This window comes from Pseudooctadecabacter jejudonensis, assembly GCF_900172275.1.
GTDB lineage: Bacteria > Pseudomonadota > Alphaproteobacteria > Rhodobacterales > Rhodobacteraceae > Octadecabacter > Octadecabacter jejudonensis.
This window is the reverse complement of record NZ_FWFT01000005.1, coordinates 186,056-200,674: the sequence shown is the minus strand read 5'-3', so window position 1 is coordinate 200,674 and position 14,619 is coordinate 186,056. Positions and strand designations below refer to the sequence as shown.

Here is a 14,619-nt window from a genome sequence, read left to right as displayed (position 1 = left end):
GCCGTACTATATGACCCTGAAGGAGACGTTGACCATGGCAACCGACGCAGAGCTTGTCACGCAAATCGAGACCCTCGGGGGCAAACTGGCTGAGGCCCGCGCCTCAATCGCGAAACGTTTTATTGGACAGGATCAGGTCGTTGACTTGACGTTGGCGTCGCTTTTGTGCGGCGGACATGCCTTGCTGATCGGCCTGCCGGGCTTGGGCAAAACCCGTTTGGTGGACACCCTGTCCACGGTCATGGGGCTGGACGGCAACCGCGTGCAGTTCACGCCTGACTTGATGCCTGCCGATATTCTGGGCTCCGAAGTCTTGGAAACAGCCGCCGACGGCACCCGTGATTTTCGGTTCATCGAAGGACCTATTTTCTGTCAGCTGCTGATGGCCGATGAAATCAACCGCGCTTCCCCACGCACGCAGTCGGCCCTGTTGCAGGCCATGCAGGAAAAAGAGGTCACGATCGCGGGCGAACATCGCCCCCTCGGACAGCCCTTCCACGTGCTGGCCACGCAAAACCCCATCGAACAAGAGGGGACATACCCCCTTCCCGAAGCCCAGCTTGACCGTTTCTTGGTTCAGATCGATGTGCCCTATCCCACCCGCGACACGGAACGCGACATCCTGCTGGCCACGACAGGCACCGCCGAAGACGCCGCCACGGCCGTCTTCACTGGCGCCGAACTGCTGGCGGCCCAGACATTGCTGCGCCGCATGCCTGTGGGCGACGCCATTGTGGAAATGATCCTCGATCTGGTGCGTGCCTGCCGTCCCGACGATGAAAGCGCGCCTGACATGGTGCGCAATTCCGTCAGTTGGGGCCCGGGCCCCCGTGCGGCACAGTCGCTGATGCTCACCGTGCGGGCCGAGGCCCTTTTGCGTGGCCGTCTTGTGCCCTCTGCCGAAGATGTGCGCGCCATGGCCGCCCCCGTGCTCACCCACCGCATGGCGCTCAGCTTTGCCGCGCGCGCCCGCGGCGAAAACTTGCATGCGCTCATTGATCAAGTGGCCTCCGACATCACCCGCGTGACCGCCGCGGCATGATCGACACACCCCTGTCCCTCAGAACGGCGTCCGAAGACCTCGCCGCGCCATTTCCGCCCCTTCTGGCCGAGGCGGAACATTTGGCCGCGACGGTTCTGGTGGGCGACCACGGGCGCAGACGTGCGGGTCTGGGTGACACCTTTTGGCAATACCGACCCGCGCAAAACCACGATGAAATGCGCAGCATCGACTGGCGCCGCTCCGCCCGCTCTGACGCGCAATTCGTGCAGGACAAGGAATGGCAAATCGCACAATCGGTCCTGATGTGGGTCGATCCAGGGGCCTCTATGGGTTTTACCACCCTCAAATCCGGCGTGACCAAAGCGCAGCGCGCCCGCAGCCTTGCCCTTGCCACCGCCATTCTGCTTCTGCGCGGGGGCGAACGTGTCGGGCTGACGGGCAATCAACTCCCCCCCAAGCGGGGTGAAGCGCAGATCGCCCAGATGGCGCACCTGCTCTGCGCGACTTCAGACGCCGACTTCGCGACCCCTGACACCCGTGGCATGTTGCGCCATTCGCGCGCATTGTTCGTCTCGGATTTCATGGGCGACATCACAGAGATTGAGGCCGCAATGACCAAAGCTGCCGATGCGGACGTGCGCGGCGCGCTGGTCCAGATCCTCGATCCCGCCGAGGAGGCCTTCCCCTTCGACGGCCGCACCATCTTCGAGAGCATGTCCGGAGAGATCACACACGAAACCCTCAAAGCCCGCGATCTGCGCGACCGGTACTTGGACAGACTGGCAGAGCGCAAAGACCGTCTGGCGGCCCTCGCCCGCACCTGCGGCTGGCAATTTCACACCCACCACACCGACCAAAGCGCTGCATCGGCGGTGTTGTGGGTCTATGCCGCATTGGAACGCCGGACATGATGCGCGACCGATCCCAAACAGCCTTCTGTCTTTGTTTTGAAAATATCCCGGGGGGCGGCCGCAGGCCGGGGGGCAGCGCCCCCACTGCACCGTCGCAACAGGCCCTCCAGCCAGCTGGGGGCACACCATGCTGACCCTCGGCTCTCTGGCCTTTACCGCGCCGTGGCTCTTGCTCGGCTTGATCATCTTGCCGATCCTCTGGGTGCTGCTGCGCGCCGTGCCGCCTGCTCCGATCCGCCGCCGCTTTCCCGGTGTGGCCCTGCTGTTGGGCCTTGCGGATGAAGACAGCCAATCGGACCGCACGCCATGGTGGCTGTTGCTGCTGCGCCTCGCCGCTGTCGCCGCCATCATCACGGCCTTCGCAGGCCCCGTGCTGAACCCGCAAGACCGCGCCCCCGGCAGCGGGCCGCTGCTGGTCCTTACCGACGGCAGCTGGGCGTCGGCACGTGATTGGCAACGGCGTCAAGACCGGATCGACGCCGCCCTGGATGAGGCCGCCCGCGATGGGCGCTCGGCCGCCCTGATCAGCCTCACTGACCTGCCCGCTGGCCCTCTGGTCTTTCGGGATGCACAAGCGGTGCAGCAAACGCTCCCCTCATTGCAACCGGCCCCCTTTGCCCCGACAGACAGCACGCTAGCCGACTGGATTGAGACGTTGGACGGCACATTTGATACGTTCTGGCTGTCCGACGGGCTGGCCCGCGACACACGCGACACGCTCCTGGCAGCCCTCGAAAACCGTGGCACTGTGACAGTCTTTGAAAGCCCCCGTGCGATCCTTGGGTTGCAACCCGCCACCATTGACGACACCACCGTGAACGTCACGCTTCAGCGCGCCACGCCCGGCACTGCGCGGGCCGTGCCCATTGCGGCGTTTGGCCTTGATCCTGCAGGCGTCGAACGTCGTCTTGCCACCGCCCCCGCAGACTTCACCGAGGATGCAACCGACGCGGTCGCAACCTTCGATCTGCCCCCAGAGCTGCGCAACCGCGTCACCCGATTTGAGGTGGAAGGCGTGCGGTCCGCCGGTGCAGTCACCCTCACCGATGACGCCCTCAAACGACGTGAGGTCGCCTTGCTGGCGGGCGCGTCTGACACCGAAACCCTCGATCTGTTGTCGCCGCTACATTACCTCGAACAGGCTCTGATCCCCACGGCAGACCTGATCGAAGGCACCCTTGAAGACGTGCTTTTGGCCAATCCCGATGTGATCATTCTGGCCGATGTCGCCAACCTGACCGCGATTGAGGCAGACGCGACCACCGAATGGGTGGAAAACGGCGGCCTTTTGGTGCGGTTCGCAGGCCCCCGCCTCGCGTCCTCCGACATTTCCCGCAGCGAAGAGGACCCTTTGATGCCGGTGCGTCTGCGCGCGGGCGGTCGCTCGATCGGGGGCGCCATGTCATGGGGTGAACCAAAGGCCCTGGCCCCCTTCCCCGAAGCGTCGCCTTTTTTCGGGCTAACCGTGCCTGACGATGTTGAGGTCACCGCACAGGTCATGGCGCAGCCCGACCCCACCTTATCTGACCGGGTGATCGCCGTGCTGGCCGATGGCACGCCCTTGGTCACCCGCAAATCTTTGGGCCAAGGCTCCGTCGTGCTGTTCCACGTCACCGCCAACGCCGAATGGTCCACATTGCCGCTGTCCGGCCTGTTCGTGCAGATGTTGGAACGCATGGCCATTTCAACGCGTCCCGCGGCCCCCACGGCAGAGGACCTCGCAGGTACGACATGGCTACCAGAAGACGTATTGAACGGATTCGGCGACCTTGAGCGCGCAGACACATTGCCCGGCGTCGCGGGCGAAGACCTCGCCACTGCGACACCCTCAGCCGATATGCTGCCCGGCCTTTATGCTGGGGACGACCGGCGGATCGCGGTGAATGTCATCGGTCCGGACACGCGCCTTGCGCCGACAGTATGGCCCGCTCGGATCACAGTGGAGGGCCTCGCCGTGGTGCGCGAAACGCTTTTGAAAGGCTGGCTGCTGGCTGCAGCCCTTGTGTTGCTCAGCTTTGATATTATCGCCTCACTCGCGCTGTCGGGCCGTCTGCGCGGCCCACGCGCCGCGGCCGCAGCGATGGTGGCGCTTGCCGTGGTCAGCGTGCCCGTGGATGTGCAGGCTCAGGACGACAGTTTTGCGATTGAGGCCACGTCGAACGTCCAGCTGGCCTATGTCATCACCGGTGAGCCGCGCGTGGATGAGATGTCGGATGCAGGGCTTTACGGGCTGTCCAACACGCTGTTCCAACGCACCTCGATTGAACCCACGTTGCCCGTTGGGATAGACATTGAGGTGGACGAGCTGGCGTTCTTTCCCTTCATCTACTGGCCCGTCACCGCCGATCAGCCCCTGCCCACGCGGGAGGCCTATGCCAAGCTGAACCGCTATCTGCGCAGTGGTGGCATGATCCTGTTTGACACCCGCGATGCCGATCTGGCGCGGTTTGGCTCCGCCAGCCCCGAGGGGCGTAAGCTGCAGGCGATTGCCCGGGGCCTCGATATTCCCGCACTTGAACCCATCCCGCAAGATCATGTCCTGACGCGGACCTTCTATTTGCTTCAAGACTTCCCCGGCCGCCACCCCAGCCGCGATGTCTGGGTTGAGGCCGCCCCCGCCAATGCGGCACAGGCCGATGGAATGCCGTTTCGCGATTTGAACGATGGCGTGACACCCGTGGTCGTGGGCGGCAATGACTGGGCCGCCGCCTGGGCGCAGGACCGATCTGGCAATGCGATGGTGCCCATCGGACGCGGCATGGCAGGAGAACGTCAACGGGAGATTGCGATGCGGTTCGGGGTCAACCTGATCATGCATGTGCTGACGGGCAATTATAAATCCGACCAAGTTCACGTGCCCGCCCTACTGGATAGGTTGGGACAATAATGGCTGCGTGGGATTTGCATATTTTTGAAACAGCGAAACGAGGGGACGGCCTATGACAGGCAGCGTTATTCTGGATCCGCTGGTCCCTTTGGTCGTTCTATATGTGCTGGCGGCGGTGGCTGTTTTGGGGTTGGGCGTTGCGGTTTGGCGCGGGCTGGTGGGCTGGATCTTGCGGGCCTTGGCCGCAGTTGTCCTGCTGGGGGCCATGGCCAACCCGTCGCTGCAAGAAGAGGACCGCGATAGCCTTTCCGATATTGTGATTGCGATCATCGACGAAAGCGCCAGTCAGAGGATCGCGGACCGGCCTGACCAAACCGCGGAAGCCTTGGCGCATCTGCAGGCCGAAATCGCCGACCGCCCCAACACCGAACTGCGCGTGTCCCGTTTGGGGGACGCGGAGGGCGATGGCGGCACCGAATTGATGATGGCCTTGTCAGAGGCCTTATCCGAAGAGCCGCAGGCCCGTGTGGCGGGCATGGTTTTGATCACGGACGGCCGGTTGCATGATCTGCCCGCCGCCCCGCCTGTTTTGCCCGCCCCTTTGCAGGTGTTGCTGACGGGCAAGGATGAGGATTGGGACCGCCGCCTGATCGTCCGCAACGCGCCCGCCTTTGCCATTTTGGGCGAACCCGTGACCCTGACCTTGCGTGTGGAAGACCAAGGTGCGGCCCCCCAGACCGAGGCCGTAGATCTGACCATCGCCATTGATGGCGGCGCGCCCTTGGCGTTTCAGATCCCCGTCAATGAAGACATCGAACTGCCGATTGATCTGCCCCATGGCGGCATGAACGTCATGCAGTTCGCCACCCCCGTGGCAGACGGCGAATTGACCGACCGCAACAACGAAGCGGTCGTGCAGATCAACGGGGTACGCGACCGCTTGCGCGTGCTTTTGGTCAGTGGGGAACCCCATGCAGGCGAACGCACGTGGCGCAACCTTCTGAAATCCGACAGCTCTGTCGATCTGGTGCATTTCACCATTCTGCGCCCCCCTGAAAAACAGGACGGCGTGCCCGTAAATGAGCTGAGCCTCATTGCTTTCCCAACGCGCGAATTGTTCCTGGAAAAGGTGGATGAATTCGATCTGATCATCTTTGACCGCTACAAGCGGCGGGGCATTTTGCCGTCCACGTACCTCGATAATATCGGGACATATGTGCAGAACGGCGGGGCTGTCCTGATCTCCGCCGGGCCGGATTATGCGACCGCTGACAGCATCTACCGCTCACCGCTTGGGGCTGTGCTGCCTGGTGCGCCAACGGCGCGGGTCTATGAGGAGGGCTTTACGCCTATGATCTCTGATCTGGGGGAGCGGCATCCCGTGACCGAAGGACTGGCCGAATTCGCCCCCGCCCCCACACAAGACGGCGTGCCCGGCTGGGGCCGCTGGTTCCGCCATGTTGAGGTCACGCCAAGCCCCACGGCGGATGTTGTGATGACAGGCATCAACGACCAACCGCTGCTGATGCTGGACCGTGTCGGCGAAGGGCGTGTGGCCCTGATGGCGTCAGATCATTCCTGGCTCTGGGATCGGGGGTATGAGGGCGGTGGCCCGCAGTTGGAACTTCTGCGCCGCTTGGCCCATTGGATGATGAAGGAACCGGAGTTGGAGGAGGAAGCCCTCTGGGTGGAACCGAACGGCCTGACCATGCGGATCATCCGGCGGTCCCTGGAAGAGGACACAGGCGACGTAACGATAGTTCATCCAGACGGCACCGAAACCATTGTCCAGCTTGAAGAGACCTCGCCCGGGCGGCGTGAACTGTTGTGGGACGCGCCGGAGGTGGGCCTTTACCGACTTACCGACAGTGCGACGGAAACGGTGATCGCCCTTGGCCCTGCTGCGCCGCGTGAATTCGAACAGACGATCGCGGGCGCCGATGTGATGGCCGATCTTGTCGCTGGAACGAATGGCGGTGTCAGCATCCTGGAAGACGGCCAACCGTCTGTCCGCGCCGTTCGCGCGGGTCGCCCTGCCATTGGCAATGGATGGATCGGGATCACCCCCCGTGATGCCTACCGGACCGCAGATATCAGCGTGTCACCGCTGTTGCCCGCATGGGCTGCGCTGGTGTTGGCCGCACTGTTGGTGATTGGTGCTTGGCTGCGCGAAGGGCGGCGCTAACCGCGCGCCCCGTCAGCGGATCGAAAACCGCTCTGTCCGGGTGGCCCAGCCGCCGACACTGTCTGAGGCCCGCACATAGACAACATCAACCCCAGCAGGCACCGCGATGTTGGACGACCGCGTGAAGGGCTGTTCGTCAACATGAGGGTGCGCCAGAGTGCGCGTGCCCAAAACTGTGCCATCTGCAAGTTCAACGCGCCAACCGTCGGCATAGTCATCCCACCCGGTATCGCCGTGGGACAAGGTGACGTTGAAGCGACCATTGGAATAGGTCACGTCCTCAATCACAGGGGCGTCGGCAAAGGCAGGTGTCGCCAAAAACAAGAGGGGCAATAAACGGTTCATTCCCTTTACATACGCCGAAACCTGCCAGTTCCAAGTCAGATCGCGTCATCCCCGATCACAATTTTGCGCGGTATGGATGCGAATTCGCGGCTCCAGACCAGCCAGGCCGTCAAACATGTGGCCACGGCCAATGCCCAAGGGCCGACCAGCCACGCCACAGCACCCAGTGCGAAATACATCGCCCGCAGGCCACGGTTGAAACTCATCGCGGCGCGGATGTTCAACTCAGCCGCCTTGGCCGCAAGGATGGGTGCGTTCGCATCCGAGGGGTCATTGGGCACCGCCCCCATCATCACCGAACAATACCCAAACACGCGGTTTGCCCAGACGAATTTCAAAAACGCATTCCCCAAAAGAAGAAACACCAACGCAAGTTTCAGCTGTAACACCACCGGAGGGCTGTCCGCTTGCCCAAGATCTGCCGCAAAGCCGCGGATCGGGTCTACGTTGCCAATCAACGCCAACAGCCCGCCCAAAGCCAAAAGGCATGTTGAGGCGAAAAAAGATGTGCCTTGGCGGAGGCTCATCATCACTTGCGCGTCGAAGATGCGCGGCTCACGCGTCAGCATCACCTGCATCCATTTGCGTCGGTACTCCGACATCAAAATCGTGACGGATGGACGTTTGGAGGACGGATGTTCGATCCACCAACTGAGGCCAAGCCACAGGATCAGGTGACCCGCCACGACAAGCAAATCGAGGGCGGTCAGACTTTCGAGGGCGCTGAGAATGTTCATATGCCGCACCCTAGGCCCAAAGGAGGGGATAGACACGGGGTCAAATTGGTTATATTTCCTTACCAATCAAAGGAGATGCCAATGGACATGCCAGCCCCCAGCCCCGCCGTTCTGGCCCGCAAGGCGCAGATTGTTGAACGTCTTCAAGGCGTTCTGCCCGCCACGGCCGTCATCCACAGCGAATCCGAAGTGCGCGCCTATGAATGTGACGCCTTGACCGCATACAAGTGCCCGCCTCTCTGTGCCGTGCTGCCCAGCACCACCGAAGAAGTCGCTGCAGCCCTGAAAATCTGCCACGACATGGGCGTGCCGGTGGTCCCGCGCGGATCCGGCACATCGCTGGCCGGGGGCGCGCTGCCCACCGCGGATTGCGTCATTCTGGGCACCGCCCGTTTGAATGCCGTGATCGAAACAAACTACGAGGACCGGTATATTCGCGTCGGCTCCGGCCGGACAAACCTGAGCGTCACAGGCGCTGTAGAGGCGATGGATTTCTTCTATGCCCCCGACCCATCCAGCCAGTTGGCCTGTGCCATTGCTGGCAACATCGCGATGAATTCCGGCGGCGCCCACTGCCTGAAATACGGTGTGACGACCAACAACCTGCTGGGCGTGAAGATGGTGTTGATGGACGGCACCGTCACCGAAATCGGCGGGGCGCATCTGGATGCGGCGGGCTTGGATCTTCTGGGTCTGATCTGCGGCTCCGAAGGGCAGCTGGGCGTCGTGACCGAAGCGACGTTGCGCATTTTGCGCAAGCCCGAAGGCGCGCGGCCTGTGTTGATGGCATTCAACGACAACGAAGTCGCAGGCGCCTGTGTGGCAGACATCATCAAAGCCGGTGTGCTGCCCGTGGCCATCGAATTCATGGACCGGCTGTGCATCGAAACAACCGAAAATTACGCGCAGGCGGGCTATCCTGACAGTGAGGCATTGCTGATTGTTGAGGTCGAAGGCTCAGACGCGGAGATTGACGAGCAGTTGGCCCTGATCTTGGACATCGCGCGCCGACATGATCCGGTTGAGTTGCGCGAGGCCAAGGACGCCGATGAGGCCGCCCGCATCTGGCTGGGCCGCAAATCCGCCTTTGGTGCAATCGGCCAGATCAGCGATTACATGTGTCTGGACGGAACGATCCCCGTGTCGTCTTTGCCCATGGTGCTGCGCCGGATCGGCGAGCTGTCCGAAGAGTATGGGCTGAAAGTCGGCAACGTCTTTCACGCAGGCGACGGCAATATGCACCCGTTGATTTGCTATGACGCCAACAAACCCGGTGATCTGGAATTGTGCGAAGCCATGGGCGCTGAGATCCTGAAATTATGCGTCGATGCGGGTGGGTGTTTGACCGGTGAACACGGTGTCGGCATCGAAAAGCGCGATTTGATGACCCATCAGTTCGCGCCCCAAGACCTGGAGGCGCAGATGGCCGTGAAGGATGTGTTTGATCCTTTGTGGCTGTTGAACCCCGCCAAGGTCTTCCCGCTTGATCACAGTGAACCGAGGCGCATTGCGGCCGAGTGAGGAACGATCTGACGATCGGCGCATGCTGCGGGCGGAGCAGGGGGACGCTGTCCCCCCGCCGCGCAAAGCGCGCCGTCCCCCTGAGGTATTTTTGACCCAAAGAAGCGACAAGATGACACTGACGACAGAACACGACGTGGCCGAGGCCGTGAAACACGCGACCGGCGCCTTACGGATCAAAGGGGGCGGTACGCGCGATATCGGGGCGCTTGTGACGGGCGAGACCTTGGATGTCTCCGGCTTGCGCGGGATCAGCCTTTATGAACCAGGGGCTTTGACCTTGGTGGCGCAAGCGGGCACCCCTGTGGCCGAGATTGAGGCCGCATTGGAGGCCGAAAACCAAAGGTTGGCGTTTGAGCCGATGGACCACAGGGTATTGCTGGGCACCGACGGCACGCCGACCATCGGGGGCGTGGTGGCTGCGAATGTCAGCGGGCCGCGCCGCATTGCTGTGGGCGCCTGTCGGGACCACATGTTGGGCGTGCGGTTTGTGGATGGTGCTGGCACGATCATCAAGAACGGCGGTCGCGTGATGAAGAACGTCACTGGCTATGATCTGGTGAAACTGCTGACAGGATCCTACGGCACGCTTGGTGTTTTGACCGAAGTGTCCTTGAAGGTGTTGCCCCGCCCTGAAACCGGCGCGACCTTGGTGGTGCATGGATTGGATGTGGCGGCAGCTGTGTCGGCTATGTCAGCGGCCTTAGGTTCCCCCTTTGAGGTGACGGGCGCGGCGCATGCGGATGCCACCTACATCCGTATCGAGGGGTTCGCGGCATCGGTGTCCTATCGCACCAAAGAGCTGTCGCAGCTTTTGACCAAGTTTGGAGAGGTCGAGGTGTTGGAAGGCGAGGCCGCAGGCACGCTATGGGACGATTTGAAAAACGTCACGGGCCTTGCCTCTTTGTCTGGGGACATCTGGCGGATTTCGGTGCAGCCCAGTGCAGCACCCGATATGATCGCGGCCTTGCCCGAAGGCGCTAACGTCCAACTGGATTGGGGCGGTGGGTTGATCTGGGCCTGCGTGCCTGAAGGATCAGACATCCGTCCACTGCCCGTTGCGGGCCACGCCACTTTGGTACGGGCCTCCGAACCCACACGACGCGCGGTACCGGTCTTTGAACCGCAAGATCAGGTTCTTACGACATTGACCCGTGGTCTGCGGGCGCGGTTCGATCCGCGTGGCATCCTGAACCCCGGGCTGATGGGATGATCAGCGGGATCGCTTTCACCTTCGTCGTCCTGCCCTGTCTGGGGGCCGTGGTTTTGGCAGCCATCGTGAGACACTGGGCGCTTGCGGCGGCTGCCATGTGCGGCGGTCTGGCATTTGCGTTTCTGGCGCCATCCTTGCCGGGGGCCGTGGGCTTGTTGGGCCTGCCGTTCTTCGTCGGTGTTGCCTTGGGCGGGTTGGCCATGGTGCTGGCCCTGCCGCGCCGCCCCGATATGGATCTGTGGGGGCGCATGTTGACCGCCCTTACGGTCGCCTTTGCGGCCACCTTTTTAAACCTGTTGCTGAACGCGAACGGACTATAATCATGCAAACCACTTTCACCGACGCGCAACTCAAAGATCGCGGCACGGCCCGCGCCAACCAGATCCTGCGGACCTGTGTGCACTGCGGCTTTTGCACCGCCACCTGCCCCACATATCAGGTCTTGGGCGATGAGTTGGACAGCCCGCGTGGGCGCATCTACCTGATCAAGGACATGCTTGAGAATGAGCGTGTCCCAGACGAGAAGACCGTCAAACACATTGATCGCTGCCTGTCCTGTCTGGCCTGCATGACGACCTGCCCGTCGGGTGTGCACTACATGCATCTGGTCGATCACGCCCGCGAATACATCGAAAAACACTACGACCGCCCATGGGCAGATCGCGCCCTGCGCTGGGTACTGGCCCGCATCCTGCCCTATCCCATGCGGTTTCGGGTGGCCTTGCTGGGGGCCAAGATCGGGCGGCCCTTTGCGCGACTGATGCCCGATGCGCGCCTGCGGGCCATGCTGGAAATGGCACCCAAAACCATCCCCCCCGTCAGCCGCAATGACGACCCGCAAACCTTCCCGGCCATACAAAAGAAGATGCGCGTGGCGCTGATGACAGGCTGCGCCCAGCGCGCGCTCAACACCGACATCAACGACGCCACGATCCGGCTGCTCACCCGTTTGGGGGCCGAGGTTGTGGTGGCCGAGGGCGCGGGCTGTTGCGGGGCCCTGACCCACCACATGGGCAAGACCTCCGAAAGCCACGGCACCGCCGCCAAAAACATCCGCGCCTGGATGGCTGAAATCGCCGGCGAGGGCCTGGATGCGATCGTCATCAACACGTCAGGTTGCGGCACCACGGTCAAGGATTACGGCCATATGTTTGCTGAAACCGATCTGGCTGAGGACGCCGCGACCATTGCAGGACTGGCCAAGGATGTCAGCGAAGTCCTGATTGATCTGCTGCCCGACGGCGCGCCGGAATTTTCGCCCAATATGGCCCAGATGAAGGTCGCAGGCACCGACGCGACCAGCCCCGATGCCACGGGCACAGGCCCCCTGACTGTCGCCTATCACGCCGCCTGTTCGCTGCAACACGGCCAGCAGATCAAGACCTATCCCAAGGACCTGTTGAAGCGCGCGGGCTTCCGCGTGGCCGAACCCGCCGACAGCCATCTGTGCTGTGGATCGGCAGGCACCTACAACCTGATGCAGCCAGAGATTTCCAAACAACTCAAGGCGCGTAAGGTCGACACGCTGGAGGCCGTGAACCCCGATATCATCGCCGCGGGCAACATCGGCTGTATGATGCAGATCGGCAGCGGAACAGATGTGCCCATCGTTCACACGGTAGAGCTGTTGGATTGGGCAACCGGCGGCCCGCAGCCCCCCGCCCTCACAGCCCCCGGAAAACGCGCGCCTGAGGTGCCGATCCTGCGTTAGCCTGCCACATTTGTGCCCAAGTTCGCGGCTACGACAGTGGAAACGAACGGGGCACCCATGCGCATCGCAGGCTTAACGTATATTCTGGCAGCAGCTTTGGCCGTGATCGGCGCGCCATCCAGCGCGCAGACGAACACTCAAACCACCAGCCTCCAAGAACTCACCACCGGCAACGATGCCCGCGGCTGGGAGGCCGTCGGCAGGCTCGATATCGACGGCAAAGGCTTTTGCACCGGCGCTTTGATTGCCCCTGATCTGGTCCTGACGGCCGCCCATTGCATGTTTGAAAAAACCGCGCCCGCGCCTGTTGATACAAACCGCGTCTCGTTTCTCGCCGGTCTGCGCGGTGGCCGGCCTGAGGCAACCCGCACCATCCGACGCGCCATCATCCATCCGTCCTACCGTCACACCGGCGAGGCAACCCATGATATCGTCCCCTTTGACGTCGCCCTCTTGCAGCTGAGCCAACCAATCCGAACCTCCCGCGTGACGCCGTTTGAAATTTCGACGCAAACCAGTCGCGGCACACAAATCGGCGTGGTGTCCTACGCCCAAGACCGGATCGAGGCCCCGTCCCTGCAAGAGATTTGCAATGTCCTTGGCCAACAAGACGGCGTCTTGATCATGGATTGCGATGTGGATTTCGGGGCCTCCGGCGCGCCCATTTTTCGCACGGAAAACGGCGTGCCCCGTCTGGTGTCTGTCGTGTCGGCCATGGCGGAACTGGACGGCGCCAAAGTGGCCCTTGGCATGGATCTGGCCGCCCCCATCGCCACGCTGCGCGCTGAACTGGACAGCGGTGGGACGGGCCTGAACTCCGCCCCGACCACCGCGCGCGTCCTCAATTCAGGCCAACGCAACGACACGGGTGCGCTGTTCGTCAGACCCTGAATCGCGCTGCTCAATCGCGGCCCGATAACTGTGCAACGCCCCTCTTGAAAGCGGCAACAGACCTCCCCACATCATGGTCACAAGGCGCCTAAACAGGGTCTTGTACAACCCCCGCCGTGCCCGATTGGGACGGCCTACATATCGCTACAATCGCTCAATGGAGGATACCCATGCGAACCTTTGATCTTGCTCCGCTGCACCGTGCCAGCGTTGGTTTTGACCAAGTTGCCCAAATGATGGACCGGATGCTCAGCACCGACCAAGGCAGCCAGAGCTACCCCCCCTACAACATCGAAAAAACCGCCGACGACAGCTGGCGCATTTCCATCGCCGTGGCCGGTTTTTCAGACGAAGACCTGCACGTTGAGGTGAAGGAAAACTCCCTTCACGTCACCGCGAAAAAGGCCGAGGAAACGACCGAACGGACGTATCTACATCGCGGCATCGCGACCCGTGCGTTCTCCCGCCGGTTCCATCTGGCGGACCATGTGCGCGTCACCGGTGCGTCCCACGAAAACGGCATGCTGCATGTCGATCTGACCCGCGAAGTGCCAGAAGCGCTGAAGCCCCGCCGGATTGAAATCACCAAAGCCACACCGGTTGAGCAGGACGTGATCGACGCCGAAAAGGTGAACTAATCCCTCCCCCGTGTTCTCCTCCCTGAACACGACAAAGGGGCGCCCGATGCGGCGCCCCTTTTTAGCATTCCTCATCTTGGTTAGAAGACGATCTTGCCCTTCCAGCCGTCGAGGTCCGGCTTGTCGTCCGTCACATTGGCCTTCGCCATCTCGTAAAAGAATTTCAGCGGATTGTCGTCCGTCAACGTCGCCTCTGCCGTCTTTGGGGTGAAGGACATCAAACGCACGTCCGGATCTTCCTTGCCGTCGTCAAACCAAGCGGCTGCAAAGGGGCTCCAAAATTCATCGATCAGGGCTTTGTCGTTCTCGACAGCCAGCTCTCCTTCGATATCGGCCCAAATGCCTTCGCCGCGGTCCGCGACCACAAACCGTGCAGGCTTGGGGCCTTCCGTTGCGGCCACATACAAAGAATTGCCGTCTGCGGTCAGAAAGTAAATCTTGCCGTCTTTGCCATCATCACGCACCTGTGGCGTCATGGGGATCAGCGGGCCGGTGGCCAAACCCAACATGCCGCCATCGACATCTTCCATTGCGTCCCAAAAACGGGCTGATTTATCGTGACTTACATCTTTCATGGCATCTCTCCTGTGATCAATTTCACAAAAGAAACGCGCCCCACGGCGTCACAGTTCCGCTA

The 14,619-nt window shown here is 62.0% G+C and carries 13 protein-coding genes; 10 read left to right on the top strand and 3 right to left on the bottom strand.

Going from position 1 to position 14,619, the window contains the following annotated elements; genetic code table 11:
* Window positions 1-34 precede the first annotated feature (34 nt).
* The 4 genes from PSJ8397_RS14565 (at window position 35) to PSJ8397_RS14550 (ending at window position 6,926) form a co-directional block, all read left to right on the top strand.
* Window positions 35-1,042, top strand: coding sequence for an AAA family ATPase (locus PSJ8397_RS14565; protein ID WP_085865415.1), 1,008 nt, complete (start codon window positions 35-37; stop codon window positions 1,040-1,042).
* Entirely contained in the window at window positions 1,039-1,914 is an 876-nt protein-coding gene (locus tag PSJ8397_RS14560) for a DUF58 domain-containing protein (protein ID WP_200811325.1), read from the top strand. The genes PSJ8397_RS14565 and PSJ8397_RS14560 overlap by 4 nt, the downstream gene beginning before the upstream one ends.
* 127 nt (window positions 1,915-2,041) lie before the next feature.
* Window positions 2,042-4,801: a DUF4159 domain-containing protein gene (locus PSJ8397_RS14555; RefSeq protein ID WP_085865351.1), complete on the top strand. Its 2,760-nt coding sequence runs from the start codon at window positions 2,042-2,044 to the stop codon at window positions 4,799-4,801.
* Between the two features lie 52 nt (window positions 4,802-4,853).
* On the top strand, window positions 4,854-6,926 hold the full coding sequence (locus PSJ8397_RS14550; protein ID WP_085865350.1) for a hypothetical protein: 2,073 nt from the start codon (window positions 4,854-4,856) through the stop codon (window positions 6,924-6,926).
* Between the two features lie 12 nt (window positions 6,927-6,938).
* Here the strand turns inward: PSJ8397_RS14550 and PSJ8397_RS14545 are convergent, their stop codons facing one another.
* Together PSJ8397_RS14545 and PSJ8397_RS14540 are read right to left on the bottom strand one after the other, a co-directional pair.
* The gene (locus tag PSJ8397_RS14545; RefSeq protein ID WP_085865349.1) at window positions 6,939-7,271 is read right to left on the bottom strand and encodes a hypothetical protein; all 333 of its coding nucleotides are present in this window, start codon (window positions 7,269-7,271) and stop codon (window positions 6,939-6,941) included.
* Window positions 7,272-7,306: 35 nt separating this feature from the next.
* Window positions 7,307-8,008, bottom strand: a complete 702-nt coding sequence (locus tag PSJ8397_RS14540) for a DUF599 domain-containing protein (RefSeq protein WP_085865348.1) — start codon at window positions 8,006-8,008, stop codon at window positions 7,307-7,309.
* 81 nt (window positions 8,009-8,089) lie between these two features.
* Between PSJ8397_RS14540 and PSJ8397_RS14535 the strand changes: the two genes are divergently transcribed.
* From PSJ8397_RS14535 to PSJ8397_RS14510, 6 genes are all read left to right on the top strand, one after another.
* Window positions 8,090-9,529 carry an FAD-linked oxidase C-terminal domain-containing protein gene (locus tag PSJ8397_RS14535; protein WP_085865347.1) on the top strand — a complete coding sequence of 480 codons (1,440 nt, stop codon included), beginning with the start codon at window positions 8,090-8,092 and terminating at the stop codon, window positions 9,527-9,529.
* A gap of 112 nt (window positions 9,530-9,641) precedes the next feature.
* Entirely contained in the window at window positions 9,642-10,742 is a 1,101-nt protein-coding gene (locus PSJ8397_RS14530; protein ID WP_085865413.1) for an FAD-binding protein, read from the top strand.
* A complete protein-coding gene (locus PSJ8397_RS14525; protein WP_085865346.1) occupies window positions 10,739-11,062 on the top strand; it encodes a hypothetical protein in 324 nt (107 codons plus the stop codon). Before PSJ8397_RS14530 ends, PSJ8397_RS14525 begins: the two co-directional genes overlap by 4 nt.
* Before the next feature lie 2 nt (window positions 11,063-11,064).
* Window positions 11,065-12,453: a glycolate oxidase subunit GlcF gene (gene glcF, locus PSJ8397_RS14520; RefSeq protein WP_085865345.1), complete on the top strand. Its 1,389-nt coding sequence runs from the start codon at window positions 11,065-11,067 to the stop codon at window positions 12,451-12,453.
* 57 nt (window positions 12,454-12,510) lie between these two features.
* The gene (locus PSJ8397_RS14515) at window positions 12,511-13,344 is read left to right on the top strand and encodes a trypsin-like serine peptidase (RefSeq protein WP_085865344.1); all 834 of its coding nucleotides are present in this window, start codon (window positions 12,511-12,513) and stop codon (window positions 13,342-13,344) included.
* Window positions 13,345-13,514: 170 nt separating this feature from the next.
* A complete protein-coding gene (locus PSJ8397_RS14510; protein WP_085865343.1) occupies window positions 13,515-13,982 on the top strand; it encodes an Hsp20 family protein in 468 nt (155 codons plus the stop codon).
* An 80-nt stretch (window positions 13,983-14,062) separates the two neighbouring features.
* On the opposite strand, the gene PSJ8397_RS14505 is transcribed toward PSJ8397_RS14510, so the two are convergent.
* Window positions 14,063-14,557, bottom strand: a complete 495-nt coding sequence (locus tag PSJ8397_RS14505) for a pyridoxamine 5'-phosphate oxidase family protein (protein ID WP_085865342.1) — start codon at window positions 14,555-14,557, stop codon at window positions 14,063-14,065.
* Window positions 14,558-14,619: the final 62 nt, after the last annotated feature.